Below are 25,940 nucleotides of genomic sequence, written 5' to 3'. Positions count from 1 at the left end.
GCTACTGTCCGCCCTTTTGCACGAAACCGCGCACGAACTCCTCGGCATTCGTCTCCAGGACCCCGTCGATGTCGTTGAGCAGGTCGTCCACATCCTGCGTCTGCGCCTGCGCGGCGGGTGAGGCCGGTGCGGGTGCCGGCGTACCGGCGTCGTCCACTTCCTGCTCCTGGGTGGAGTGCTGCGGCCGTTGCTGTTCCTGTGCCATGGGGTGCTCCTTGTCTCGGGGCGGCGTACCGCCGATGCTTCCATCTTGTCACTGTTGCAGCCCCTGTCACGGGGCCCGGCGCGTCAGCTGCCGCGGCGCAGCTCGTCGACGAACGCGGCGACGTCCAGTCCGGCGTCGAAGAGGGCGCCGACCATCTCGCGGGTTCCCCGCAGCGGTTCGGGGGTGGCGATGCGTTGGGTGCCGGGGCGTCCGGGGATGGAAAAGGTCACGGCATCCCAGCTGGCTCCCAGCACGTCGTCGGGGTAGGCGCCGAGGCAGCGGCCGCGGAAGTACGCGCGGGTGTCCTCGGGAGGATGCACGACGGCGGAATGGACCTGCTCCGCGGTGAACAGGGTCTCCATCAGCCCGCGGGCGGCCAGCCGGTGGTACAGCCCCTTCTCCGGGCGGAGGTCGGCCCATTGCAGGTCCATCATCGCCAGCCGGTCATCATCCCAGGCGAGAGCGTCGCGGTCGCGGTAGCGGTTCATCAAGTCCATTTTGGCGACCCAGTCCACGGTGGCCTTCGCCGAGGAGACGTCCGCTGCGAGGGCGTCCAGGGTGTCCTGCCAGCGGGTGAGCACGTCGGTGGTCTGGGCGTCGTCGGCACCGGTGCGCGCGCAGTGTCGGCGCGCTGCGTCGAGGTAGGCCTGCTGGATGTCCAGTGCCCGCATCCGCCGTCCGTCGGCGAGTTCGACGACGGTGCGCAGGGTCGGGTCGTGGCTGATCTGCTGGACGGCGGTGACCGCATCACGCAATTCAAGCACCGGGGCGGCACCTGCCTCGATGAGGGCGAGCACCAGGGCCGTGGTGCCCACGCGCAGCAGCGTGGAGACCTGGCCCAGGTTCGCGTCCCCGGCGATCACGTGCAGGCGCCGGTACTTCTCCCAGGTGGCGTGGGGTTCGTCGCGGGTGTTCACCAACGGGCGGCGGATGGTGGTCTCCAACCCCACCTCCGCCTCGAAGAAGTCGGCCCGCTGGCTGATCTGGTAGCCGGGGTCCTTCCCGGTCATCCCCACCCCGACGCGGCCCGCCCCGCACAGGATCTGCCGGGTGGCGAAGAAGGGCAGCAGCCCGGCGGCGATGTCGTCGAAGGGCGTGGTGCGGGGCATGAGGTAGTTCTCGTGCGCCCCGTAGCTGACGCCCTTGTTGTCGGTGTTGTTCTTGTAGAGCAGCACCTCGGCGAACCCCGGGGATTCGGCGATGCGTCGCTGGGCCGCCAGCGCCACCTGGTCCCCCGCCTGGTCGTAGAGCACCGCTGCGTGCGGGCCGGTGGTCTCGGGCGAGGAGTATTCGGGGTGGGCGTGGTCGACGTAGAGCCGGGCTCCGTTGCCCAGCACCATGTTCATCAGCACGTGCCCGTCGCCGTCCTCCTCGCTGTAGAGGGTCGAACCGGCCCGGGAATCCCCGCCGGCCAGGGCGATCTCCTCGGCAGTGAGTTCGCGCGGGGTGTCGGTCAGCTGCGAGGCGTCGGCCACGGCCCGTGACATGTTCCAGCCGCGGGTATCGGCCAGCGGCGCCTCGTCCGCATAGTCCCAGCGGGTGCCGGCCAGGTGCCCGTACCCGGCACGCACGGTGGCAGCGTAGGCGTTGATGACCTGGGCGGAGAGGATCGTGGAGTTCGCCCCCGGCTGGCTGGGGGCCAGCACCCCGAACTCGGTCTCGAGCCCGATCACCCGGTGCACGCTCACAGGTACTGTCCCGTGTTGGAGTACCCCTGTCCCGGTTTGGCCTCGAGGCTGCGGCCGGTGGCGGCGCTGGACTTGTCCTGGACGATCGTGCGGATGTAGGTGATCCGTTCGCCCTTCTTGCCGGAGATCCGCGCCCAGTCGTCCGGGTTGGTGGTGTTGGGCATGTCCTCGTGCTCGTGGAACTCGTCGACGACAGCGCGCAGCAGGTGTTCGATCCGCAGTCCGCGCTCGCCGGAGGTCAGCAGGTCCTTGATGGCCGATTTCTTGGCCCGGTCCACCACGTTGCGGATCACGGCCCCGGAGTTGAAGTCCTTGAAGTACAGCGTCTCGGTCTCGCCGTTGGCGTAGGTGACCTCCAGGAACTCGTTCTCCTTCTCTGTCTGGTACATCGCCTCCACCGTCTGGCGGATCATCGCCTGCACCGCTGCCTCGGCGTTGCCCCCGTGTTCGGCCAGGTCGTCGGCGTGCAGCGGCAGGTCGGTGGTGAGGTACTTGCCGAAGATCTCGGCGGCGCCCTGGGCGTCGGGGCGCAGCACCTTGATCTTCACGTCGAGCCGGCCCGGGCGCAGGATGGCCGGGTCGATCATGTCCTCGCGGTTGGAGGCACCGATGATGATGACGTTGTCCAGCTTCTCCACGCCGTCGATCTCGCTGAGCAGCTGCGGGACGATCGTGGTCTCCACATCGGAGGAGACCCCGGTGCCGCGGGTGCGGAACAGCGAGTCCATCTCGTCGAAGAAGACGACGACGGGGTTCCCGCCGGCGGCCTTTTCGCGGGCCCGGGAGAAGATCAGCCGGATGTGGCGTTCGGTCTCCCCGACGTACTTGTCCAGCAGTTCGGGGCCCTTGATGTTCAGGAAGTAGCTGCGGGCGCTCTCCCCGCCGCGCAGTTCCGCGGTGCGTTCGGCCAGCGAGTGCGCGACCGCCTTGGCGATGAGCGTCTTGCCGCAGCCGGGAGGGCCGTAGAGCAGGATGCCCTTGGGGGCCTTCAGGCCGTGTTCGCGGTAGAGGTCCTGGTGCAGGAACGGGAGTTCGACGGCGTCGCGCAGCTGCTCGATCTGTGGCCCCAGCCCGCCGATGTCGGCGTAGGAGATGTTCGGGACCTCCTCGAGGATGAGCGACTGCATCTCGGACAGGTGCACGCGTTCGGTGGCCAACCCGGTGCGCGGGTCGATGGCCAACGAGTCCCCGACCCTGACCTTTTCGCGCAGCAGCGGCCCGGCCAGGCGGATGACCTTCTGGTCATCGGCTCGTCCCACGGCCAGGACCCGCCCGTCGTCCATGACCTCCTTGACGGAGACGAGTTCGCCGGAGGCCTCGAACCCGAGGCCGGCGACGATGGTCAGCGATTCGTTCAGCAGCACCTCCTGGCCCAGCTGCAGGGCCTCGAAGTTCAGCAGCGGGCTGATGGCCACGCGCAGCTTGCGTCCGCCCTGGATGATGTCGGCGCTCTGCACCGCGGTGGAGGCGATGGCTGTCCCGGCCGCCGGGTGCGTCCTGGCGTTCAGCGACACGATGGTCCCGAAGGTGAACGGGGTGTCCCCGTCCTGGTCCAGTGCCGCCTTCAGGGTGACGATCTGGTCGCGGGTGCGCTCCAGCATGGCTGTCAGGCGGCCATTGTTCGCCGTGGCGGTGCCGAGTTGGCGATCCAGGTTCCGTGCCTTGTCACGCAGGACATTGAGCTGGCGCTCGGCAATGTCGAGCTGGCCCTGCAGCCGCGCGTCGTTCCGCGTGTCCCCGGGCCCGGGAGTCGGTGTCGTGTCATCCGGCATGTGAGCACCCTTCGTTGCCGCTTGCCCCCTCGGGGGCCGTACTTCTCATCGTAGCCATCCCGGGCCCCCGGCCGCCCACTGTGTCAGCGACCAGTCCCGGCGAAAGGGCCGGCGAGAAGGCTCAGCGATCGGCGTCGGGCTCCGGGAAGTCGTCGGGATCCAGCCCGTTGCCGTCGGCGTCGCGGAAGGCGCCGCGCTGCTTGATCGACTTGGCGTCCTTCGCCGCCCGGCGCAGCTTCTTGCTGGAGACCCCGCGTTCGCCCAGGTTCGACGCCGACCAGGCCTCGTCGTCGTGCTCCCGGGTCCAGGCGTTGAGGTCCTCGGCGGCGAACTCGGTGTTCTTCACCCGTTTTTGCCCGGGGATCCCGGCGGCCCCGTCGGCCAGGCGGCGGGTGGTGAGCAGGAATCCGGTGTGGGCGACCATGCGGTGGTCGGGCCGGACGGCCAGGCCGTCGAGGTGCCAGCCGCGGACCATGGATTCCCACGATTCGGGTTCGGTGAACCGGCCGTCGGCGCGTATGGCCTCGGCGGTGCGCGAGAGCTGGGTGACGGTGGCGACGTAGTTGACCCAGACGCCGCCCGGGGCCAGGACGGTGGCCACGGAGTCCACGCATTCCCAGGGGGCGAGCATGTCCAGCACCACCCGGTCGATGGAGCCGGGCTCCTCGAGGGCGGTGGCCTGGTCCTGGAAGTCGCCGATGCTGATGTTCCAGGCCGGGTGGGGGCCGCCGAAAATCGTCTCGACGTTGCCGCGGGCGATGTCGGCGAACTCCTCGCGGCGTTCGATGCTGTGCAGGTAGCCGGCGTCCCCGACGGCGCGCAGCAACGAGATGGACAGGGCGCCGGAACCCACGCCGGCCTCCAGCACGCGGGCCCCGGGGTAGATGTCGCCCATGGTCACGATCTGGGCTGCGTCCTTGGGGTAGACCACCGCCGCGCCGCGGGGCATGGAGAGCACGAAATCCTTCAGCAGCGGGCGCAGCGCCTGGTAGCGGCGGCCCTCGGAGTTCTCCACGACGACGCCCTCTGGCTCGCCGATCAGCGCGTCGTGGTCCAGCACCCCGCGGTGGGTGTGGAACTGGCCGCCCGGGGTGAGCGTGACGGTGTTCATCCTGCGCTTCTCGTCGGTGAGCTGGACCCGGTCGCCGGGGGCGAAGGGGCCGCGCCGATGCCCGGCTCCGTGGGGTGCTGCGGGCTGTGCGGGGGTATCTGTCATGCTGTGGCTCGTTCCGTTGGCTGGGTGGTTCATTGACCGGACTTCTTGCCGGTGATGGCCGCGACGACCGTGCCCTGCTTGAGCAGGCCCACGATCCGGCCGGTGTCATCGACGACCGCGTATTCGCTGCCGTCCAGGCTGGCCAGGTAGGTGATCAGGTCCCGCCCCGACCGGCTGGCCCGCACGACTGCGCCGGGGGCCAGGGCCCGGGCCACGGTGCTGGAGGGCGTGGTGCGCCGCAGCGCGGCGGGGACCGACTCCGTCGAGGCCCGGTCCACGACGGCTTCGGGCAACCCGGAGGGTGCGCACAAGACAATGTGTCCGGGCAGTTGCATCAGGCGGCGGTCGATGTCGGCGACCACCGAGGCTGCCGGCAGCGCGCTGGCCGGTTCCATCAGCGCGGCGGCGGCGACGCGCGGAAGCCGCAGGCGCATCCGTGCATCCGTGATGGAGCTGCTGGCACCCATCCACAGGAAGCCGCACAGCAGCACGGCGACCACCGTGAGCTGCAGGTTCACCGGTTGGTGCCTGATTAGCGGCAGCAGGATCATGTAGGCGGCGATGCCGATGACGATGAGGCGACCGGCCCACCCGGCGGCGACGGTGCCCTTCTCCTGGGAGCCGGTGCCGGCCCAGACCGCCGATTCGACCAGCCGGCCGCCGTCCAGCGGCAGCCCGGGCAGGACGTTGAACAGGGCCACCAGGAAGTTGGCCCAGATGAGGATGTTCAACAACAGCCCGGTGACGCCACTGGGCTCCAGCGCCAGTTCGATCCCGTAGCCCAGTCCGGCCAGGACGAAGTTCGCCGCCGGGCCGGCCAGGGCCACCAGCAGCGACTTGCCCGGGGTGGCGTGGAAGCTGCCGAACTGCGTGTGCCCGCCCCACAGGGTGAGCACGATGTGGGCGTTCGGCCAGCCAAAGGCCTTGGCGCACAGTGCGTGGGCCAGCTCATGGACCAGGATCGACAGGGCCAGCAGGATGGCATAGGTGAACGAGACGGCGTAGGCACCCAGGCCGATGCCCGGCAGCGCGCGCATGACGTTGGGGGTGAAGACCAGCAGGATGAAGGCGGCGATGAGGAACCAGGACCAGGCCAGGTAGACGGGGACCCCGCCGATGCGGCCCAGCGGGATGCCCGGGCGCTTCTCCCGGTCCTGCCCGGACGGCGGGGCCGGCTGCTCCCCGGCGTTGGCGTGCTGGATCGGGCCGCTCACGCAGTCGCCCCGGAGGTAGCCACGAACGCGTCCAGGTCGGCGGCGCCCATGCCCTCGAGGGTGGGCCAGACGGTCCACCCGCCGTCCGCCGGCAGGGAGGCCACATGGGGCACTGCGATGGTCGGGGTTCCGCTGGCAACGGCGGAGCAGACGCCGGGGACCGAGTCCTCGAGCGCGACGACGCGATGGCGCTGCAGGTCCCGGACCTGGGTGGCCATCGTGTCAAAGGCCAGGTGGTACGGCTCCGGGTCCGGTTTGCCCGCGGTGACCATGTCGCCGGTGACCAGGAACCTGAAGGTCCCCTCCGGCAGTGCCTCGGCCACCAGGCGGGCGAGAGGTTCCTCGGACATGGTGACCAGGGCGCACGGCACGCCGTGCTCGCGCAGGTCCTCCAGCAGTTCCCGTGCACCGGGGCGGAAGACGGTGTCCGCGCGGAGGCCGCCCATCACACTGGCGGTCAGTTCGTCGATGATCTCGCGGATCCCCAGGTCCACCCCGGCGTCGCGGAGCATGGCGGCACTGGTCGGCAGGGCCTGCCCGACGAGTTCGAAGGCGTCCTCGTCGTTCCATTGGCCGCCGTGGCGGCGCACCAGGTCCTTTTCCGCGGCGATCCAGTACGGCTCGGTATCGACGATGGTCCCGTCCATGTCCCACAGCACGGCCTGGAGTCCGGCATGGGCGTCAAAGGCATTCGTGCCGCGCAGGGCGTGGGGGGAAAAGGCGCTCATCCCCCAATTCTACGTGGGCGAGGCCGTTGCCACGGCCAGCGTTCGCGTTAGGGTGAGATCGTGGCAGAGGAAAACGAAACGCGCGGCTCGCTGCCCGAGTTGATCGCGGCCGAGGCTCATCCCGGTTCCGGCAGGCGGCCCACCATCATGGTGGTCGCCTTCGAGGGCTGGAACGACGCCGGTGAGGCGGCCAGTGATGCCCTGCGGTTCCTGGCCAAGACGTTTGAAGCCAAGCAGGTCGGCCAGCTCTCCGAGGACGACTACTACGACTACCAGTTCTCCCGGCCCTCGGTCCGCCGCAATGCGGCGGGCAAGCGCACGATCCGCTGGCCGGGCACCCGCATGTACCGGGCGCCGCTGCCAGGGACCGGTGTCGACCTGCTCCTGGTCCGCGGTACCGAGCCGACCTACCGGTGGCAGGCGTTCACCGCGGAGCTGCTGACCCAGGCGGAGCTGCAAAACGTGAAGGCCGTGGTCCTGGTCGGCGCGCTGCTGGCCGATGTCCCCCATACCCGCCCCCTGCCGGCCAGCCTCTCCAGCGAAGACGAGACCCTCCGGGCGGAGCTCGGCGCCGAACGCACCACCTATGAGGGGCCGACCGGCATCCTGGGGGTGCTGGCCGAAACCGCGGACTCCGCCGGACTCGCCACGGTGTCGATCTGGGCTGCCGTCCCGCACTACGTGGGGCAGTCACCCTCGCCCAAGGCCACCCTGGCGTTGTTGCGCCACATCGAGGAGGTGCTGCGCACGCCCTTCGAGCTCACCTCGCTGACCGAGGAGGCCGAGGCCTGGCAGCGGGGGGTCAACGAACTGGCCGCCGAGGATCCAGAGGTCGCCGCCTATGTGCAGCAACTCGAGCAGGCGCAGGATGCCACCGAACTACCCGAAGCCAGCGGGGAATCCATTGCCCGTGAGTTCGAGCGCTACCTCAAACGGCGTGAACGCGGCACCGAGGGCTGATCACCCGCGCGGGGCCAAGCGGATGCCCAGGAGGGCGTCGATGAGGTCATGGGCCGCCTGCTCGCCCGCGGATCCGCTCCCCACGGTGCCATCGGCGGGATCCTGGGCCGCCTCGGCTGCCCAGGCATCGAGTACTTCCAAGGCGGCCGGGGCGTCGAGGTCCTCGGCCAGCCGGGCCCGCACCGCAGTCGCCAGGTCGCCGGCGCGTTGCACCGAGGTCGTCGTGGACCGCTGCCGCCAGGCGGCCAACCGGTTCTTGGCCTGCTCGAGCAGGGCCGGGGTCCACTCCCAATCGGAACGGTAGTGCTGGCCCACGAGCACGGTGCGCACGGCCATCGGGTCCTCCCCGGCGGCACGTAGTTTCGAGACGAGCACCAGGTTGCCCAACGACTTGCTCATCTTCTCGCCGTCCAGGCCCACCATGCCGGTGTGCACATAGTGTTCGGCCAGGGCCTTGCCGTCGCTGGCGGTCGCATGGCCTGCCGAGAATTCGTGGTGGGGGAAGACCAGGTCCGATCCCCCGCCCTGGACGGTGAAGGGGGCGGGCAGGAAGCGGCGGGCAATGACCGAGCATTCGATGTGCCATCCGGGGCGGCCCTGACCCAGGAGGCCGCCGTCCCACGATGGTTCCCCCTCACGCTCCACGCGCCACAGCAGCGGGTCCAGGGCGTCCTTCTTGCCGGGGCGTTCGGGGTCTCCGCCGCGCTCGGCGAAGAAGCCGGCCATGGTCTCGGCGTCGTACCCGCTCACGGTTCCCAGCGACCAGGTCGGCGATGCCGCCGCCCGGGCGTCGAAGTACACGTCCCCGTCGGGGCCGCCGTCGGTGCCGGGCACCCGGTAGGCCAGTCCGGCCCCGAGCAGCTGCTCGACCACGGGAACGATCCACGGAACGGATTCCACGGCCCCGATGTAGTGACGCGGCGGGATGGTGTTCAACGCCTCCATGTCACCGCGGAACAGATCGGTCTGCCCGGCCGCCAGGTCCCGCCAGTCCACGCCGGTGGCTGTCGCCCGCTCCAGCAGCGGGTCATCGACGTCGGTGACGTTCTGGACGTAGTCGACCTGCAGCCCTGCATCGCGCCAGTACCGGTTGAGCAGGTCGAAGGCCACGTAGGTGGCGGCGTGCCCCATGTGCGTGGCGTCGTAGGGGGTGATCCCGCACACGTACATGCTGGCCTGTCCCTCCGTGACCGGGGTGGCCAGCGCACGCGTCGAGGAGTCGAAGATCCTCAGCGGCGGCGGCGTTCCGGGAACGGAGGGGATGGTGGGCGCGGACCAAGCATGCACTGGGAATCGACCTTTCGGGGAGAGCGGGTTCGGGGAATGTGGCGGCGTGCGGCTAGGCGTTGATGACGTTGAAGCCCAACAGCACAAACAGGACCAGCCCCAAGGCGATCCGGTACCACACGAACACACTGTAGCTGTGGCTGGAGACGAACTTCAGGAACCAGCCGACGATGACGAAGCCGACGGCGAAGGCGACGACGGTGGCCAGCAGCGTTTGCCCGCCGGAATACACGGCGGGTTCACCGAAGCTCTTGAACGCCTGGTAGAGGCCCGAGGCGAAGACGGCGGGAATGGCCAGCAGGAAGGAATACCGGGCGGCCGCCTCGCGGGTGTACCCCATGAGCAGTCCGCCGGTGATCGTGCCGCCGGAGCGCGACACCCCGGGGATCAGGGCCAGCGCCTGGGCCAGGCCGAAGTAGATGCCGTGCTTGTAGGTCAGTTCCTTGAGTTCGCGGTCCTGTTTGCCGAAGTGGTCGGCGATGGCCAGGATCACACCGAAGACCACCAGCATGGTGGCCACGATCCACAGTGACCGGAAGGTGGTTTCGATCTGGTCCTGGAAGAGCAGCCCCAGGATGGCGATGGGCAGTGAACCGATGATGATCAGCCAGCCCATCCGTGCATCGGGGTCGCTGTGCGGCACCTTGCCGGTGAGCGAGCGGAACCAGGCAGCGATGATCCGCACGATGTCACGCCAGAAGAACAGCACGACGGCGGTCTCGGTCCCCAGCTGCGTGATGGCCGTGAAGGCCGCGCCGGGGTCGGCGGCATTGGGAAGGAATTCCCCGACGATGCGCAGATGCGCGCTCGAGGAGATGGGGAGGAACTCGGTCAAACCCTGGATCAGGCCCAAAAAGGCCGCTTCAAACCAATTCACGAGTGAGACACTACTTCACGCGCCCCACCCCTGACCCACATTTGTGGCGTGTGCCGCATGGCGCGGCGTTCGCTCAGCCCCGGACGTCGGCGTCGCTGGAGTCGACGTCGTCAGGCTCCCCGTCGTCGTCGTCCTCCTCGTCATCGTCGTAGACGTCGAGCGGAGTGACCTCGCCATAGGTGTCGTACAGTGCGTCCTCGTATTCCTCGAACGCGTCGATCATCCGGAAGACGGCGCCTTCCACGGCAGGGTCGTCCTCGCCCCGGCGGGAGGCCACCGCTGAGAGGTGTTCTTCGAGCGAGGCCATCAGGGCCTGCAGGGCAACACGCGGATCTGTGCTCATGGTCTAGACGTTACCCGCAGAACGAGCAGAATGGATACCAGATCATGAAGAATTCACCAGCTCCTGCCCAGAAGTCCATCGACCCCGCGCGGGGCTTCGAGTACCTGGTCCTGACGGTTCGTCCCGGCCAGTCGGTGGCCGATGCCCGGCGCGAGCTCGGTGAGCACGCCGAGTACGGCAAATGGGAACTGCGCACCACGCGCCTCTACATGGGCGGAATGCGCCGCTATTGGATGCGCCGGCGGATCATGCGGGTGGCCAGCACCCTGGATGTGTTCCCCTCCTGAGCCAGTTCAGTCGGTGGGTGGCCCCAACAGCCACGTAGCCACCGTCGAATGGGCCGACTCAGCGTCCGAGGGGTGGTACAAGCTGGCCAGGGCGTCCCGGTACAACCGCTCGAGTTCGCTGCCGCGGAAGTACTGGCCTCCCCCGGAGACCTGCATGGCCAGTTGGATGGTCCGCCGGGCGGTGTCCCCCGCGTGGGTGCGCAGGGTGACCAGCCGGGGGAACCAGGAGGATCCGTGGTCCACCACGTCGTCCAGGTCCCGGGTGGTCATCCGCAGTTGGGCGTCCAGGCGCAGGATCTCGAGTCCGGCGTCGGCGACCTGCCAGCGGATGTCGGGGTCCTGGGAGAGCGCCCGTCCGCCGTGGCCCAGGGACGTCCGCTGCGCCGGCCGCTCGGCCGCCAGCTCGGCGCCGCGTTCGGCCAACCCGACGTAGACGGACGCGGTCAGCGTCAGGAACGCAGCGAAAATGCCGAACACCAGGGGGTCGGCGTTCGGCCCGGTCGGCAGGATGCTGTGGATCGTGTTGGCATCGGCGTGGGCACCGTCAAGCCTGGTCGAATGCGATTGGGACGCCCGCATGCCCAGGGTGTCCCAGTTCTCGATGGTCTCCACCCCGGGGTCGGCCCGGTCGATGAACCCGTGGACCAGCCGTGCGTCGTCCCCGTCCCCCTCCTTGCCGAAGACCCCGAGCTTCGTCCAGGCCGGAGCCAGCGAGGTGAAGATCTTCAGGCCGGTGAAGTCGTAGCCGCCCGTCGGGCTGGGCTCGGCCCGGGTGACGGAGTCGAAGAGCACCGAGTCGTTGCCGGCCTCGGAGATGCCGAACGCCAGGATCTCCCCGGAGGCGATCCAGTCCTGGACGAAATCCAGCCGGTGGTCCCCGCGGGCGGCCAACAGCTGGGCGACGGCCGACCAGACCAGGTGCATGTTCACGGCCAGCGCGGTGGCCGGCGCATGCGCCGCCAGCAGGCGTTGGGCCGCCGTCGTGGTTTCCAGGCCCCAGCCACGCCCACCGCGCTCCGGCGGAAGCATCGCGGTGAGGTAGCCGGCTTCGCGCAGCTCGAGGAGGTCCTCGGCGCAAAAGGTGTTGTCGGCGTCGTACCCGGCCGCCCGGGAGCGGATGCGTTCGAGCAGCTCGTCGGTGAGGATCGCGCGGATCGGTTCCATTCCCAGTAGTCCCCCGGTTCAGTAAGTGGTCAACAGGCGCGTCAGCACCCGGGTGCCGAACTGCAGGGCGTCGACCGGGACGCGTTCGTCGACGCCGTGGAACATGCCGGTGAAGTCCAGTTCGTCGGGAAGACGCAGGGGTGCGAAGCCGTACCCCGTGATGCCGAGCCGGGAGAGCGACTTGTTGTCCGTTCCGCCCGAGAGCATGTAGGGCAGCACCACCGATCCCGGGTCCTCGGCCTCGATGGAGGAGACCATGGTGTCCACCAGCCCACCGGAGAAGGGGACCTCCAGCGAGGTGTCCGCGTGGACGGTGGAGAAGTCGACGCCGGCCCCGGCGAGTTCGCGCAGGGTTTCCTTCAGCAGCTCGTCGCGCCCGGGCAGGGTCCGGCAATCCAGGAAGGCCTCGGCGGCCCCGGGGATCACGTTGTGCTTGTACCCGGACTTCAGCGACGTCGGGTTCGACGTGTTCTGCAAGGTGGCGCCCACGAACCGCGAGACGTTGCCCAGGGCATCGAGCAGCGCGCTGGGGTCCTCCTCATCGAATTCGATGCCGGTCAGCTCGGAGACACCTTCCATCAGCGCGCGCGTGGTCTTGGTGTACTCGAGTGGCCACTCGTACTCCCCGATCCTCGAAACGGCACCGGCCAGCCGGGTGATGGCGTTCTCGTCGTTGATCTGGGACCCGTGTCCCGCCCGCCCGGTGGCGTTCAGCGTCAACCAGTGAAGGCCCTTCTCGGCGGTCTGCAGGAAGTAGGCGCGGCGCCCGCCGACGGTGGAGGAGAAGCCGCCGACTTCGCTGATGGCCTCCCCTGCACCCTCGAAGACCTCGGGGTGGTGGTCGACCATCCACCGGGCCCCATAGGTTCCGCCGGCCTCCTCGTCGGCAAAGTAGCCGAAGATGATGTCACGCCGTGGCTGGACGCCGTCGCGGTGCATTTGGCGCTGCACGGCCAGGATCATCGCATCCATGTCCTTCATGTCCACGGCGCCGCGGCCCCAGATCATCCCGTCCTTGACCTCGGCGGCGAAGGGGTCCACGCTCCAGTCCTCCGCTTGGGCGGGCACGACGTCGAGGTGCCCGTGGACCACCAGCGCCGGGAGCGACGGATCGCTGCCTGCCATCCTGGCGACGACGTTGGCCCGGCCCGGGGACGATTCGTGGATCTGGGGGTCGAGTCCCCCCTCGCTCATCAGCCCCGCCACGTACTCCGCGGCGGGCCGCTCGGGGCGGGCGTCGTTTCCACCGAAGTTGCTGGTGTCGAAGCGGATCAGCGTGCGGCAGATCTCCTCGACCTCGTCGGCTGCCGTGATACCTGCGGCACCGGGGTTTCCTCGCTCCGTCATGACCTGACCTTCCGGGTTGTTCGGGTGGCTCCAGCCTAGTCATCACGGCAAAGAGTGCGGAATTGGGAAGTACTCTCACCTCATGTTAGAGTCTTACTCGCTGCTTTCACCGGGCCGGAAGTCCCATGGGACTTCGAAACTGGTTGAATCGCACCACCTGCGCGGGTGGCGGAATAGGCAGACGCGCTAGCTTGAGGTGCTAGTCCACGTATAGTGGGTGGGGGTTCAAGTCCCCCTCCGCGCACGAAATGAGCCCCGGTCTACCGGGGCTTTTTTCATGCCCGGGAGTCGGGGGTTATAGGGGGTTATAGGCAAGAATGTGTGTATGGCCCGGTGTGTCATTGCCTTCCGGCCCATCCCGAGCGGACCCAGAGTCCTTCCCCTGCCGTGGCCGAGCCCCCGAGGAAGTCGAGCCCTACGAGTTCGCAGTCGATGTCGACTGTGGTCATCTCGGACTGGTCGTAGTGCGTTGGCCGGATCAGTTCCTGGGGCCGTAAGGGATTCTTGCTACCGTGATGCAGGAACCATTCCACGGCACGTCGACGGTGTTCGAGCGGCAACCTACGATGGAGCTTGAGCATCAGACGCAACCCGGAATTAATTCCGCCCTCGATCCGGTTCGTCGTCGCAGAAATCCCTACCCCCTCGAACCCCGGTTCGAAATAGGTGAACAGCACGCCCTGTTTGGAATAGCGCGCCAGCAGGCCCTAGTCACTTCGCAGCCGATAGTGCGTGCACCACCAGATCTGCCCGATCCTGACATGGCGCGGAGTTGGTCCCGTTCCACGGTAGGCCTGTTCGGCCAGGAAGGCCTTGTTGTCCTCGTGCCAGGCATTCAAGGGCGTCATCACCATCTATTGTGTCGGGAGGACCATCTGTCAGAGTTGGGTCGTGGCCTCGGCCAACTGATTCGATGTAGGAGATGAGCCGGTGAATGAAAAGATCGACCCCACGGACGTGTTGACGACCGTCACCGACATATTCGGCAAGTTCCAAGACGGTCGCGAACTTCACCTCCTGGAGAACCACATCGAAAACGGATACCTGGTCATCCGGTTTCGGGGGCAAGCCAGCAACTATGACGGGCCTTTCGGAGCCAGAATCGAACTCCCCCAGCACGTGGGGGGGACGATGTCTGGAATTCATACACCGAGGCTGACAACCCTTCGCTGTACGACTGGTGCACATACGGGGTTCTGTTCCGCATTCACGAGGAATACTAGACTGGCCGACCCGAGGGAAAAGGAGAACGCGATGGCGAGACGTGGTGGCTCAATGTAGAGCAGTAGTAGCACCACTCTCGCGGCACCGTCCCTCACGGGGCGGCCGCGCCCTTACAAGACCACCGGTCTGGCATCGACACCGAACACCAATGAGCGCGGGCGGCCCAGCGGGCTCACGCGCAGCGGCAAAGGCAACTCCTTCATCATTGAGCCGCTGGAACGAGACGCCGAACTGCAGTTCCCCTCAATAGATGGCCATCTTCGATGCCATGCGCGCCCAGGACGGCAAGGTCGACTCGGTCATGCAAGCCGTCAGCATGGCCATCACCGGGGCCCGATGGGAGTTAGACGCCGAAGGCGTGGACCCAGAAGTCGCCGTGTTGGTCCGCACAGAGCTGGGAATGCCCGCGCCCGGCCAGCCGCTGCGACGCCGTTACGGGGAAGGCGTCGTTCTCACCGACCACCTCGCCCAGCTCGTGGAAACCATGCTGTGGGCCGGGCTTGCCGTATTCGAACAGGTCTACCTCCCGGCACCGCCACGCCCCGCCGAGCAGGGGCCGGGACTCACCACCGTGGTGCACCTGCGGAAGCTAGCCCCGGGCCCGCTACGCACCATCGTCAGAGACAATCTGGAGCTCGTCAATCGCCCCAATTCGGTCGCCCAGCCCCAGGGAGTTCGAGTCCCCCTCCGCGCACGAAATGAGCCCAGGTCTACCGGGGCTTTTTCATGCCCGACAGATTGGGTCCATCCAAGTTTACGGGCAGGATTTTCGCATCCCCCGCACTGGCCTAGTACCGCCGTGACGGGTAACGTGATCTGGACCACGCCCCGTCGGGACGGCCAGTCCCCCGGTGGGGCCCCGTTCTGTCTCCCGGGGGAATCATGGGCCAGCAGGTGCCGCAGCATCCGGCGCATCTCCTGGCTACACCGCGGCCCCTGTTCAAATGGGTCGTCCTGGTAGCGGCGGGCACGCTGCTCATCGGCACCGCCCCCGCAGCCGGAGTGCAGACCGGTGGCACCGACGGCGGCTCCCCCTCCGCAACGGCACACCAGTCAACGCCGAAGGTCAGCCCCGTCTACGCGATTCCCGAAGCTTCCCCACTGCTGGACCCGACGGCGGCATCCAGCTGGGCTGCAACATGGACACCGGGGTACCAGCCACTCATCACCTCAGAGGTCGGACCGGACGGCAGCGCCCTGAACGGAGAGGGGGTCTCCGGTACCGGAGGCACAGCGCACATCGCCACGGGCCCAGCCGGGCTGCTTCCGGGCGGGTTGGTGCTGTCCGCACCGGTATCCAGCACGCGGATCACCAGTGGGTTCGGCTGGCGGCTGAACCCCACCGGGCCCGGCTCATACATCCACATCGGGCAGGACTACGGAGTCCCTTGCGGAACCGCCGTCCGCGCCGCCGAGGACGGGACAGTGGTCCAGTCGGCCTGGGCCGGCCACTCCGGCCAGCGGGTCAGGGTGGACCACGGCAGTGGAGTCGAGACCGCCTACAGCCACAATTCACTGCTCATCGCCCACGTCGGCGACACCGTCCGGCGCGGTGATCTGCTGGCCCTGTCGGGAACCACCGGAAACTCCACAGGATGCCACGTGCACTTCGAGGTCTACCTGAATGGCAAATGGGTTGACCCTGCGCTGTACCTGCCCCTGCTCCCCGGCCAGAACCGTCCGGTCACCGGGGATGAACGCCAGCAGATCGCCGACTCCCGATTGAAGCCGGTCGAGCACGCCGCGGCTGCATCCAGTTCAACCCCCAGTCCCGGAGCAACGAGTCCGTCCCCGGCCCCGGCATCGAGCACCACCCCGCCGGCGGCCCGGGAGACCCCGTCCACCCGCCCATCGGACCCGGCCGTTCAGGCCTCCCCCAAGGTCCCACCCACCGCCGCGGCCCCGACATCGACTCCGGCGCCGCCCAGCACACAGCCCACGGCACCGCCGACCCCGTCAGCCAAACCCACGCACCCGGCGTCACCACCGGCCGAAACGCCCGCACCACCGAGCCAGACACCCACCAGCGAACCGGTGGAATCCGCGGATCCGACTCCTCCGGCCGAATCACCGGCTCCACCCAGCGAAGAACCCACACCACCACCCAGCGCATCCCCCACTGCCCCACCGGCCGAGTCCCCCGATCCCACACCACCAGCCGAGGCACCCGGCACGACGCCCACGGATCCCCCCGCCACACCGCCCAGCTTGGCTTCGCTCTGCGTGGCCTACCAGCTCGAGGACGCAGAGCTGGCGAAGGACCCATCAGGTCCGGCCCTACGCGTGCTCTCCGAGCATGAAACGACCCTTCTCGCGAGGACGCTCGCGGCACAGGTGCCGAAAGCCCCGCCCCTGCAAGAAGACCCAACGGTGCACCAGGTGGTCATGCTCTGCCCTGCCTGGTTCCCCGACGGCATCGACACTGACACTGCTCCCGCTGATCTCGCAGCAGTGCAGGCGGGCGAGGCTGCCAGCACCCGTGAGGCGGAGAACTCGCCGAAGTAGGTTCGGCAGCGGACCGGGGACTAGTCTTCAAGGGACCACCGGTTTGCGCCGGCCACCCCCGCACAGGACCTCCATGCACCACGCCATTGACTCCCCCGACCCGTCGGGTCGCGCCTCCGGGCGGACACCCCGCGTGGCCATGCTGTGCCTGCACACCTCCCCGTTGGACCAGCCCGGTTCCGGGGACGCCGGCGGCATGAACGTCTACGTCAGGGAAACCGCTCTGGCCCTCGCGGCCGCCGGCGCCCTGGTCGACGTCTTCACCCGCAGCGCACGACCCCGGGATCCCGACGTGCTGGCCGACGGCGTCGTGGTCCACCATATTCCCGCAGGTCCCGACGGCCCGGTGTCCAAGGAGGACCTGCCCCGCCACCTGCCTGACATCACCGCCGGGATCCTCCAGGGGGGCTTCGGCCCCTACGACGTGGTGCACAGCCACTACTGGATATCGGGCGTCGTCGGACTGGAGCTCGCCGCCCGCTGGGACATACCACTGGTCCATACGATGCACACCATGGCCAAGGTCAAACGACGTCTGCAGCATGATGCCGACGAACCGGACTCCCGCGTGGAAGCCGAGACCGTGCTGGCTACCCGCGCCACCCGCCTCACCGCCAACACGGCGGCGGAGGCAGATGAACTCGTCGCCGATTATGGAGCACCGGCCGCACGGATCGACGTGGTTGCCCCCGGGGTGGACCTGGAGGTCTTCCGTCCCGAGGGCACGCGGATCTGGATCGGGGATGCCGGGCACACCCCCGGTCCGGCGGCCAACCCGCTGCGCATTGCGTTCGCCGGACGCATCCAGAAGCTCAAGGGCCCCCATATCCTGCTGCGCGCACTCGGTTTGCTCGCCCGGCTCCGGCCAGACATCGACGTCGAGTTGGCCATCATCGGGTCGCGCAGTGGTTCCAAGGAACTCGATCTGGCGCGCCTGATCGCCGACGAGCACCTGGAGCATACCGCCCATCGACTCCCCCCGGCCCCGGCAGACCAGTTGGCCGCCTGGTTCCGGGCGGCGGACGTCGTCGCCGTGCCGTCCTACAGCGAGTCCTTCGGATTGGTCGCCATGGAGGCACAGGCCTGCGGAACGCCTGTCTTGGCACACGACGTCGGCGGGTTGCGGCACAGTGTCGCCGCAGGCTCCACCGGGATCCTGGTCCCGGACCTGGATGCCGGCAGCTGGGCTGATGCCATCGCCCAGGTGGCCACGCGCCGGGATCAGCTGAGGGTGATGGGCAGTGCCGCCGTCGTGCGTTCACGGGCCTTCAGCTGGTCCCACACGGCAACGGCGGCCCTGGACTGCTATGCCAGGGCCGCCGCCGATCACGTGCGAAGTGGTTCCTAGAGCGCACGCACCGCGCCGTGGAAGTGGCGCCTGCCCGATCGGGCATTCCACCCTTGGAAGGAGAGCAGTTTCGGGGAGGTTTCCACCCCGAAGCTGACGGTGGAGGGCAACAGCACCGGCGCCTCGAACACGATGTCCCAGTGGTACCCGCCGTCCAGCGGCGCCGTCTGGGCCAGGGCCTTGCCGGCCAGGAACATGCCGTGGGCAATCTGGCGCTTCATGCCCAGCGCCTTGGCCGGCAGTGCGCCCAGGTGGATCGGGTTGTAGTCGCCCAGCACTGCGGCGTAGTCACGCCCCGCACCGGCACCCAGACGCCAGGCGCCGGTCTGGCGCGGTGCCACGAATTCGGGGCGTTCGCTCCTGCGTTCGGGCCGGGCGCCGGCCCACACGCCCTTCGCCAGGTACGTCGAGGTGCCCACCCAGACCACCTCGCCGCCGACGCTGGCCTCGCACACCACGTCGACTGCGGTGCCTGCATGGTGGTCGCGCAGCTTCTCCGCCCAGGCGCGGACGTCCAGGGTCTCCTCCAGGCGGATCGGACGCAGGTGCTCGACCTGGTTGGACAGGTGCACCATGCCCAGCAGAGGCAGGGGGAATTCCCGGGCGGCCAGCACCGACATGGCCACGGGGAAGACCGTTCCGTGGACGAAGACGCTGGGCAGCGTCCCGCGCACCGTGTCGCCCACCAGCTGCTGGTAGGCCTCCAGCCGTGGCAGTTCGGCCCGGACCCCTGTCACGGAGTGCTCGACCTCGGGCAGCACCAGCGAACCGGAAGACCCGGTCAGCTTCGTGCGGACCTGGTTGCCCAGTGCCTCCGCATAGAGCCGCGGCAGGGAGGGAACGGCGTCGAGACGGACCTCGCGGCGGCTCATGCGCCCACCAGCGACTGCCCGCAGACGCGCAGCGTCTGGCCGTTGATGCCACCGGCTGCGTCGGAGGCGAGGAAGCCGATGGCCTCGGCGACGTCCAGCGGCTGTCCGCCCTGCATCAGGGAGGGCATGAGCATCCGGCCCACCGTGCGGGTGGCGACCGGGATCTTCGCGGTCATCTCGGTTTCGATGAACCCCGGTGCCACAGCGTTGATCCCGCCGTCGCGCTCGGCCATCGCCGACGCGGTGGCAACGACCATGCCCATGACCCCGGCCTTGGAGGCCGCGTAGTTGGTCTGCCCGCGATTGCCGGCGATGCCGCTGGTGGAGGCCAGCGAAACGATCCGCAGCCCGGGCAGCTCCGCTGCCAGGAAGGCCTCGTTCATGCGCAGCTGCGATTCCAGGTTCACTGCCATGACCGAGTCCCAGCGGGCCGCATCCATGTTGGCCAGCAGCTTGTCCCGGGTGATCCCGGCATTGTGGATCACGATGTCCAGGTGGCCGTGTCGCTGCCGGGCGTGGTCCAGGATGATCTGGCCGGCGTCGTGGCGGGTCACGTCCAGTTGCAGGGCGGTTCCCTCGACTTCGTTGGCGACCTTGGCCAACGCGTCGCCGGCCTGCGGGACGTCGACGGCCACAATGGTGGCGCCGTCGCGATGCAGGGTCCGGGCGATGGCCGCGCCGATGCCCCGGGCGGCACCGGTGACCACTGCGACCTTGCCGGACAGCGGCTGGTCCCAGTCGGCCGGCAGCTCGCCGCGTGCGGATTCGATGGTCAGGAACTGGCCGTCAACGTATGCGCTGCGGCCCGAGAGCAGGAAGTGCAGGGCCGCGGTCGCGGATGGCGCATCGGCGCGGATGCCCTCGGCGAGGAGGATGCCGTTGGCTGTCGCCCCGCCACGCAGTTCACGTCCCAGGGAACGCAGGAGCCCGGTGACGCCTTGGCGTGCCGCGGAGCGGGCCGGGGCATCGGTGGCGTCCGCCGGCCGCGAGATCGTCACCACACGCCCACCCGGGGCCAGGCTGCGCAAGGCGGCGCCGGTCTCCAGGGCGATGGATGAGATGTCGCCCGGTGCCTCGACGGCGTCCAGTGCGAGGATGAGCGCACCGAGCTTTTCGGATCCTCCGGCGTGGCGGCGCACATCCAGTCCCCAACCCAGCAGGGTCTCGGTCAGTTCGTGGGCTGCCGAGCCGGCACCGAGGACGACGACGGGGCCCGGCACCAGGGGCTGGCCACGCCGGTAGCGGCGCAGGATGGAGGGCCGTGGCAGGCCCAGCGACTTGGCGAGTTCCTTCGTGAACCCGCTGTTGACGAGCTTCAGGTAGTTGTCAGCCATGTTCAGCGTGCCTCCAGGATCGCGACGACGCCCTGCCCACCGGCGGCGCAGACCGAGACCAGGCCGCGGCCGGATCCCTTTTCGTGGAGCATCTTGGCCAGGGTGGCCACGATGCGACCGCCGGTGGCGGCGAACGGGTGCCCGGCGGCCAGGGAGGAGCCGTTGACGTTGAGCCTGGACCTGTCGATGGCGCCCAGCGGGGCGTCCAGGCCCAGCCGGTTGCGGCAGAAGTCCTCGTCTTCCCAGGCGGCCAGGGTGCTGAGCACGGTGCCGGCAAAGGCCTCGTGGATCTCGTAGAAGTCGAAGTCCTGCAGGGTCAGCCCGTTGCGGGCCAGCAGGCGCGGCACCGCATAGGCCGGTGCCATGAGCAGGCCCTCTTCGCCGTTCACGAAGTCGACGGCGCCGGCTTCGAAGTCCACGAAGTTCGCCAACATCGGCAGGTCGTGTTCGCGGGCGTAGTCCTCGGAGCCGAGCAGGACGGCCGAGGCGCCATCGGTCAGCGGCGTGGAGTTCCCGGCCGTCATGGTCGCCTTGTCCCCGAGGTTCTTGCCGAAGGCCGGCTTCAGGCTGCCCAGCTTCTCCAGCGTGCTGTCGGCGCGCAGGTTGGTGTCCCGCGAAACGCCACGGAACGGGGTGACCAGGTCGTCGAAGAAGTGGCGATCGTAGGCCGCGGCGAGGTTCTTGTGGCTGGCCAGTGCCAGTTCGTCTTGGGCCTGGCGGGTGATGCCCCAGGCTGCGGTGGTGATGGCCTGGTGGTCGCCCATCGACAGCCCGGTACGCGGTTCCCCGGTTCCGGGCGCGTTGGGCGTCAGGTCCTTGGGGCGGAACTTCGAGATCGCGCCGAGACGCTGCTGCAGGGTCCGGGCACGGGATAGTTCCAGGAGAACCGAACGCAGTCCTTCGCTGACGGCGATCGGGGCGTCGGAGGTGGTGTCCACGCCGCCGCCGATTCCCGACTCGAGCTGTCCGAGTCGGATCTTGTTGGCCAGCGATCCGATGGCCTCCATGCCGGTGGCGCAGGCCATCTGGATGTCGTAGGCGGGTGTGGTCGGGGACAGTGCGGTGCCCAGGACCGACTCGCGCACCAGGTTGAAGTCCTTGGAGTGCTTGAGCACTGCGCCGCCGGCGACGGCACCGATGCGCTGTCCCTGCAGCCCGAAGCGGGCCACGAGCCCGTCGAGGGCTGCCGTGAGCATCTCCTGGTTGGAGGCTGTCGAGTACTTGCCGTTGGAACGGGCAAAGGGAATGCGGTTGCCACCGATCACGACGGCGGGCCGGAGACCGGCGGCGCCGGACGTCGATGACTGGGCGGGGGAAGCCTGTTCGGCCATGGAATGACTCCTGACGGTGTGAAGTGGATTACCGATACCTAGCGTACCTGATACGCTGGGTATCGTGAACTCCTCAGACACATCCACCGAGGCTGCACCCGGCACCTCCGGCGACGGCCGCTCGGCCCGGTGGGATGCACACCGCCTCTCGCGGCGGACCGAGCTGGTCAAGGCGGCCCGATCGGTCATCCACCGGCTCGGCCCGACCGCCTCCATGGATGAGTGCGCGGCCGCAGCGGGAACCTCCAAGTCCGTCTTCTACCGCTACTTCGGCGACAAGGACGGACTGCGCCGCGCCATGGGAGAGATCGTCATCGGCCAGATGCGCTCCAAGGTCGTCGATGCCGCCCGCACCGCAACCACCGAACAAGCAGGACTGCTGGCTATGGTCCGCGCCTACCTCCACATGGCCCAGACCTCGCCGAACGTCTACTTCTACGTCACCGACGTCTCCCGCGATCCGCAGGCGGCCACGAGCACCTCCGCTCCGGGGGAACCACTGGATGACTTCTTCGCCGAGCTCACCTCGATGATGACCGACCGGATGCGCGCCTACCTCCGGGCGCGGGACCACCCGGGAACGTCCGCCCTGGACCTGTGGCCGCGCGCAGCGATCGGAATGGTCAGGGCCACCGGCGAAACCTGGCTGCGCACCCCGGACTCCCCCGCCAAGCCCACGGAGGAAGAGCTCACCCGCACCATCACGGGATGGCTGATCTCCGGCATTGCCGGGGGCAACACCCCACCAGCAACCACCACGACCGCTCAACAATTGGAAAGGCACTCCTCGTGACCCAGCAGAACACGGCGGCAACGAGCCGCACCGAACCCCACCTCGACGTCGCAGCGCTCGGCGAGCAGCTCCTGGGCAAATGGGCCGAGGATCGCCGCGTTTCACGCGCCATCGCCGGCCGTGCCGAATTCCAGCGGATCGAGGGCCAGTCCATGGCCGAACACCGTGAACGTGTCCTGGGCCAGCTCTCCCTGCTGGTCGAGGAGGGCGCCATCCAGCGCGCGTTCCCCGAGTCCATGGGCGGGAGCAACAACCATGGCGGCAACATCGCCGCGTTCGAGGAACTGGTCACCGCGGACCCCTCGCTCCAGATCAAGGCCGGCGTGCAGTGGGGTCTCTTCGGCTCCGCCGTCCTGCACCTGGGCACCCAGGAGCACCACGAGAAGTGGCTCCCTGGCATCCTGAACATGGAGATCCCGGGCGCCTTCGCCATGACCGAGATCGGCCATGGCTCCGACGTGGCCAGCGTGGCGACCACCGCCACCTACATCCCGGAAACCGACGAGTTCGAGATCCACACCCCGTTCCGCGCCGCCTGGAAGGAGTACCTGGGCAACGCCGGCCAGCACGGCCATGCGGCAGTCGTCTTCGCCCAGCTCATCACCCAGGGTGTCAACCACGGCGTCCATGCGCTCTATGTCCCCATCCGCGATGGGAACGGCTTCCTGCCCGGCATCGGCGGAGAAGATGACGGGCTCAAGGGCGGCCTGAACGGGATCGACAACGGACGGCTGCACTTCGACCACGTCCGGATCCCCCGCACCAACCTGCTCAACCGCTATGGCGACGTCGACGCCTCCGGGAAGTACACCTCCCCCATCGCCAGCCCGGGCCGCCGGTTCTTCACGATGCTCGGCACCCTGGTCCAGGGCCGCGTCTCCCTGGACGGCGCAGCGGTCGCCGCCTCGAAGGTGGCACTGCAGATCGCGGTCACCTACGCCCACCAGCGCCGTCAGTTCAATGCAACTTCCAACATCCAGGAAGAGGTGATCATGGACTACCAGCGCCACCAGCGCCGGTTGATTTCCCGGATCGCCACCACCTACGCCATGTCCTTCGCCCACGAATCGCTGCTCGAGAAGTTCGACGGCGTCTTCTCCGGCGCCTCGGACACCGACGAGGACCGCCAGGACCTGGAGACCCTCGCTGCCGCGCTGAAGCCGACCTCGACGTGGAATGCCTTGGACATCCTCCAGGAATGCCGCGAGGCCTGCGGCGGTGCCGGGTTCATCACGAAGAACCGGTTCACCTCCCTGCGCGCCGACCTCGACGTCTACGTGACGTTCGAGGGCGACAACAACGTGCTGCTCCAACTGGTCGCCAAGCGCCTGCTGACCGACTACGCCCAGGAATTCCGGCACCTCGATGCCGGCGTCCTGGCCCGCTATGTGGTCCGCCAGGCTGGCAATGTCGCCATCAACCGCTCGGGGCTGCGCCAGTTCGCGCAGACCTGGGCCGACACCGGGTCGGAAAAGCGCTCGGCGAACTTCCTCAAGGACGCCGAGACACAGCGCAACCTGCTCACCGACCGCGTCCAGACGGCAGTGGGCGAGGTCGCCGATGCCATGCGCGGGGCCGCCAAGCTGCCGCAGGCCGAGGGCGCCCGGATCTTCAACGAAAACCAGCACGAGATCATCGAGGCGGCCCGCGCCCACGGCGAGCTGCTGCTCTGGGAGTCGTTCACCGCGGCGCTGGAGAACATCAAGGACGCGGACACCCGCCAGATCATGACTTGGGTCCGTGACTTGTTCGGCCTGCAGCTGATCGAGAAGGACCTGGCCTGGTACCAGATGCACGGCCGGCTCTCGAGCCAGCGCGCCCGGACCCTGGGCCCCTACAGCAACCGCCTGCTGGCCCGTTTGCGCCCCCACGCCCAGGATCTGGTGGATGCCTTCGGCTACGGCCCCGAGCACCTGCGCGCCGACATCGCGACCGGCATCGAGGCCGAACGCCAGGACGAGGCGGCGGAATACCTGCGGCGCCAGCGTGCCCTGCCCGATGCCCCGATGGACGAAAAGGTCCTGGTCGCACGGCGCAAGGCGGAGGAGAAGGCCCAGCGGCACGCTGCAAAGGCGGCCGCCAAGAAGGGCCGCAAGGTCGGCGCCTGACCCGCATCCCCGACACGACGCCGCCGGGTTCCCCTCCAGGGGAGCCCGGCGGCGTCGTCGTTGGCGGTCAGCGGGACCGGGAGCCGATGGCTGCCCGGTAGACCTCGAGGGTCCGCTGCGCGATGGCTTCCCAGCTGAAGTGCTCGGCGGCGCGGCGGCGACCGGCAGCTCCCATGGCGGCAGCCCGGTCGCCATCCTCCAGCGCCCGGTTCAGCGCGGCGGCGAAATCGGCGACGAAGACCTCGACATCACGCGGCGTCCCCGAGGCGTCGGGTAGCTGTTCCAGCGGCACCAGGTAGCCGGTTTCCCCGTCGGCGACCACCTCCGGGATCCCGCCGACGGCGCTGGCCACCACTGCCGTCGAGCAGGCCATGGCCTCCAGGTTCACGATGCCCAGGGGCTCATAGATCGAGGGGCACGCGAAGACCGTGGCCTGCGTGAGCACCTGGATGAGTTCATGGCGGGGCAGCATCCGCTCGATGACGACCACCGACTCGCGGCTCGCGCGCAATTCCGCGATCAGCCCGGCCACCTCGGCGGCGAGCTCGGGGGTGTCGGCAGCCCCGGCGCACAGCACCAGCTGCACGTCGGGCGGAAGCAGGGCAGCTGCCCGCAGCAGGTAGGGAACACCCTTCTGCCGGGTGATGCGCCCGACGAAGGCGACCGTGCGCTTTCCCGGATCGATGCCCAGTGAGGGCAGGTCGTCCAGATGGGGCGCCGGCTGCCAGGACTGGACGTCGACGCCGTTGTGCACCACGTGCACGCGTTCCGGGTCCACCCCCGGATAGGCGGAGAGGATGTCCCGGCGCATGCCGTCGGAGACGGCGATGATGGCATCGGCGGCATGGTAGGCGGTGGATTCGGCCCACGAGCTGACGGCGTAGCCGCCGCCGAGCTGCTCGGCCTTCCACGGGCGCAGGGGTTCGAGGGAGTGGGCGCTGAGCACGTGGGGAACGTCGTTCATCAGTGCGCCCCAGTGGCCGGCCATGTTCGCATACCAGGTGTGCGAATGGATGACGTCGGCGCCGGCCAGGGCCGGGACGATGCGCAGATCCGTCCCCAGGGTCGCCAGCGCCGGGTTGCCGTCCGCCAGGTCATCGGGTTCGGCGTAGCTGGCCACTGTGGCGCCGTGGTAGTCGGTGGGGCGCTCCCCACCGAAGGCGTGGACGTGCAGCTTGGTCAGCGGGGCCAGCACGCGGGCCAGTTCGGCGACGTGGACGCCGGCTCCCCCGTAGATGGCCGGAGGGAATTCTTTGGTAACAATGTCGACTCTCACACCCCCAACGTAGTCGCTTCGTGAGTTCTGCCATAGTGTGATCCCACAAGGTGAAGCCGGC

Annotated in this window: 25 protein-coding genes and 1 tRNA gene; 8 read left to right on the top strand and 18 right to left on the bottom strand. The window is 68.6% G+C overall.

The window, feature by feature from the left end:
* Position 1: 1 nt before the first annotated feature.
* From ACN0TP_RS12195 to ACN0TP_RS12170, 6 genes are all read right to left on the bottom strand, one after another.
* Complete coding sequence (locus ACN0TP_RS12195; RefSeq protein ID WP_417219364.1) at positions 2-205, bottom strand: ubiquitin-like protein Pup; 204 nt, start codon at positions 203-205, stop codon at positions 2-4.
* Positions 206-288: 83 nt separating this feature from the next.
* Positions 289-1,893 (bottom strand): depupylase/deamidase Dop, encoded by a 1,605-nt coding sequence (gene dop, locus ACN0TP_RS12190; protein ID WP_417219362.1) that lies wholly within the window; start codon positions 1,891-1,893, stop codon positions 289-291.
* Positions 1,890-3,665 (bottom strand): proteasome ATPase, encoded by a 1,776-nt coding sequence (gene arc / locus ACN0TP_RS12185; RefSeq protein WP_417219360.1) that lies wholly within the window; start codon positions 3,663-3,665, stop codon positions 1,890-1,892. The genes dop and arc overlap by 4 nt, the downstream gene beginning before the upstream one ends.
* 121 nt (positions 3,666-3,786) lie before the next feature.
* On the bottom strand, positions 3,787-4,881 hold the full coding sequence (locus ACN0TP_RS12180; protein ID WP_417219358.1) for a tRNA (adenine-N1)-methyltransferase: 1,095 nt from the start codon (positions 4,879-4,881) through the stop codon (positions 3,787-3,789).
* A gap of 29 nt (positions 4,882-4,910) precedes the next feature.
* Positions 4,911-6,095 carry a site-2 protease family protein gene (locus ACN0TP_RS12175; RefSeq protein WP_417219356.1) on the bottom strand — a complete coding sequence of 395 codons (1,185 nt, stop codon included), beginning with the start codon at positions 6,093-6,095 and terminating at the stop codon, positions 4,911-4,913.
* Positions 6,092-6,823: an HAD family hydrolase gene (locus ACN0TP_RS12170; RefSeq protein WP_417219354.1), complete on the bottom strand. Its 732-nt coding sequence runs from the start codon at positions 6,821-6,823 to the stop codon at positions 6,092-6,094. The genes ACN0TP_RS12175 and ACN0TP_RS12170 overlap by 4 nt, the downstream gene beginning before the upstream one ends.
* A 90-nt stretch (positions 6,824-6,913) precedes the next feature.
* Here ACN0TP_RS12170 and ACN0TP_RS12165 point away from each other — a divergent pair, with 90 nt between their 5' ends.
* Complete coding sequence (locus ACN0TP_RS12165; protein WP_417219412.1) at positions 6,914-7,783, top strand: PAC2 family protein; 870 nt, start codon at positions 6,914-6,916, stop codon at positions 7,781-7,783.
* Here ACN0TP_RS12165 and mshC read toward each other — a convergent pair whose 3' ends face one another.
* From mshC to ACN0TP_RS12150, 3 genes are all read right to left on the bottom strand, one after another.
* Positions 7,784-9,070, bottom strand: a complete 1,287-nt coding sequence (mshC, locus tag ACN0TP_RS12160; RefSeq protein WP_417219353.1) for a cysteine--1-D-myo-inosityl 2-amino-2-deoxy-alpha-D-glucopyranoside ligase — start codon at positions 9,068-9,070, stop codon at positions 7,784-7,786.
* Positions 9,071-9,122: 52 nt separating this feature from the next.
* A complete protein-coding gene (locus ACN0TP_RS12155; protein ID WP_417219351.1) occupies positions 9,123-9,947 on the bottom strand; it encodes an undecaprenyl-diphosphate phosphatase in 825 nt (274 codons plus the stop codon).
* A 73-nt stretch (positions 9,948-10,020) separates the two neighbouring features.
* Complete coding sequence (locus ACN0TP_RS12150; protein ID WP_417219349.1) at positions 10,021-10,290, bottom strand: hypothetical protein; 270 nt, start codon at positions 10,288-10,290, stop codon at positions 10,021-10,023.
* Positions 10,291-10,334: 44 nt separating this feature from the next.
* On the opposite strand from ACN0TP_RS12150, the gene ACN0TP_RS12145 reads away from it, so the two are divergent.
* Positions 10,335-10,577, top strand: coding sequence for a DUF5703 family protein (locus ACN0TP_RS12145; protein WP_417219347.1), 243 nt, complete (start codon positions 10,335-10,337; stop codon positions 10,575-10,577).
* 6 nt (positions 10,578-10,583) lie between these two features.
* Here ACN0TP_RS12145 and ACN0TP_RS12140 read toward each other — a convergent pair whose 3' ends face one another.
* Positions 10,584-11,741 (bottom strand): acyl-CoA dehydrogenase family protein, encoded by a 1,158-nt coding sequence (locus tag ACN0TP_RS12140; protein ID WP_417219346.1) that lies wholly within the window; start codon positions 11,739-11,741, stop codon positions 10,584-10,586.
* Positions 11,742-11,759: 18 nt separating this feature from the next.
* Positions 11,760-13,088 carry a M20/M25/M40 family metallo-hydrolase gene (locus ACN0TP_RS12135; protein ID WP_417219345.1) on the bottom strand — a complete coding sequence of 443 codons (1,329 nt, stop codon included), beginning with the start codon at positions 13,086-13,088 and terminating at the stop codon, positions 11,760-11,762.
* A 159-nt stretch (positions 13,089-13,247) separates the two neighbouring features.
* Here ACN0TP_RS12135 and ACN0TP_RS12130 point away from each other — a divergent pair.
* Positions 13,248-13,332 (top strand) — tRNA-Leu (locus tag ACN0TP_RS12130).
* 94 nt (positions 13,333-13,426) lie between these two features.
* On the opposite strand, the gene ACN0TP_RS12125 is transcribed toward ACN0TP_RS12130, so the two are convergent.
* Together ACN0TP_RS12125 and ACN0TP_RS12120 are read right to left on the bottom strand one after the other, a co-directional pair.
* The gene (locus ACN0TP_RS12125; RefSeq protein WP_417219344.1) at positions 13,427-13,765 is read right to left on the bottom strand and encodes a hypothetical protein; all 339 of its coding nucleotides are present in this window, start codon (positions 13,763-13,765) and stop codon (positions 13,427-13,429) included.
* 30 nt (positions 13,766-13,795) lie between these two features.
* Positions 13,796-13,936, bottom strand: a complete 141-nt coding sequence (locus tag ACN0TP_RS12120; RefSeq protein ID WP_417219342.1) for a hypothetical protein — start codon at positions 13,934-13,936, stop codon at positions 13,796-13,798.
* Between the two features lie 82 nt (positions 13,937-14,018).
* Here ACN0TP_RS12120 and ACN0TP_RS12115 point away from each other — a divergent pair, with 82 nt between their 5' ends.
* Positions 14,019-14,369 (top strand): hypothetical protein, encoded by a 351-nt coding sequence (locus ACN0TP_RS12115; RefSeq protein WP_417219340.1) that lies wholly within the window; start codon positions 14,019-14,021, stop codon positions 14,367-14,369.
* Positions 14,370-14,655: 286 nt separating this feature from the next.
* Here the strand turns inward: ACN0TP_RS12115 and ACN0TP_RS12110 are convergent, their stop codons facing one another.
* Positions 14,656-14,892 (bottom strand): hypothetical protein, encoded by a 237-nt coding sequence (locus tag ACN0TP_RS12110; RefSeq protein WP_417219339.1) that lies wholly within the window; start codon positions 14,890-14,892, stop codon positions 14,656-14,658.
* A 302-nt stretch (positions 14,893-15,194) separates the two neighbouring features.
* On the opposite strand from ACN0TP_RS12110, the gene ACN0TP_RS12105 reads away from it, so the two are divergent.
* Both ACN0TP_RS12105 and ACN0TP_RS12100 read left to right on the top strand, forming a co-directional pair.
* The gene (locus ACN0TP_RS12105) at positions 15,195-16,817 is read left to right on the top strand and encodes a peptidoglycan DD-metalloendopeptidase family protein (RefSeq protein WP_417219336.1); all 1,623 of its coding nucleotides are present in this window, start codon (positions 15,195-15,197) and stop codon (positions 16,815-16,817) included.
* A 73-nt stretch (positions 16,818-16,890) separates the two neighbouring features.
* Complete coding sequence (locus ACN0TP_RS12100; RefSeq protein ID WP_417219333.1) at positions 16,891-18,165, top strand: glycosyltransferase; 1,275 nt, start codon at positions 16,891-16,893, stop codon at positions 18,163-18,165.
* On the opposite strand, the gene ACN0TP_RS12095 is transcribed toward ACN0TP_RS12100, so the two are convergent.
* The 3 genes from ACN0TP_RS12095 to ACN0TP_RS12085 are packed head-to-tail and all read right to left on the bottom strand — an operon-like array spanning position 18,162 to position 21,702.
* Positions 18,162-19,037 carry a MaoC/PaaZ C-terminal domain-containing protein gene (locus ACN0TP_RS12095; RefSeq protein WP_417219331.1) on the bottom strand — a complete coding sequence of 292 codons (876 nt, stop codon included), beginning with the start codon at positions 19,035-19,037 and terminating at the stop codon, positions 18,162-18,164. The genes ACN0TP_RS12100 and ACN0TP_RS12095 overlap by 4 nt on opposite strands.
* Positions 19,034-20,371 carry a 3-oxoacyl-ACP reductase gene (locus ACN0TP_RS12090; RefSeq protein ID WP_417219328.1) on the bottom strand — a complete coding sequence of 446 codons (1,338 nt, stop codon included), beginning with the start codon at positions 20,369-20,371 and terminating at the stop codon, positions 19,034-19,036. The genes ACN0TP_RS12095 and ACN0TP_RS12090 overlap by 4 nt, the downstream gene beginning before the upstream one ends.
* A gap of 2 nt (positions 20,372-20,373) precedes the next feature.
* Positions 20,374-21,702, bottom strand: coding sequence for an acetyl-CoA C-acetyltransferase (locus ACN0TP_RS12085; protein ID WP_417219326.1), 1,329 nt, complete (start codon positions 21,700-21,702; stop codon positions 20,374-20,376).
* A gap of 64 nt (positions 21,703-21,766) precedes the next feature.
* Here ACN0TP_RS12085 and ACN0TP_RS12080 point away from each other — a divergent pair, with 64 nt between their 5' ends.
* Positions 21,767-22,495 carry a TetR/AcrR family transcriptional regulator gene (locus tag ACN0TP_RS12080; protein WP_417219323.1) on the top strand — a complete coding sequence of 243 codons (729 nt, stop codon included), beginning with the start codon at positions 21,767-21,769 and terminating at the stop codon, positions 22,493-22,495.
* Positions 22,411-24,603, top strand: a complete 2,193-nt coding sequence (locus ACN0TP_RS12075; RefSeq protein ID WP_417219321.1) for an acyl-CoA dehydrogenase — start codon at positions 22,411-22,413, stop codon at positions 24,601-24,603. Before ACN0TP_RS12080 ends, ACN0TP_RS12075 begins: the two co-directional genes overlap by 85 nt.
* Before the next feature lie 67 nt (positions 24,604-24,670).
* Here the strand turns inward: ACN0TP_RS12075 and glgA are convergent, their stop codons facing one another.
* Positions 24,671-25,879, bottom strand: a complete 1,209-nt coding sequence (gene glgA / locus ACN0TP_RS12070) for a glycogen synthase (RefSeq protein ID WP_417219318.1) — start codon at positions 25,877-25,879, stop codon at positions 24,671-24,673.
* Positions 25,880-25,940: the final 61 nt, after the last annotated feature.

The sequence above is a fragment of the Arthrobacter sp. genome (genome assembly GCF_048266065.1).
Lineage (GTDB): Bacteria > Actinomycetota > Actinomycetes > Actinomycetales > Micrococcaceae > Arthrobacter_H.
Note: the sequence above shows the minus strand (reverse complement) of the source record. Positions and strands in the feature narration are given on the sequence as shown.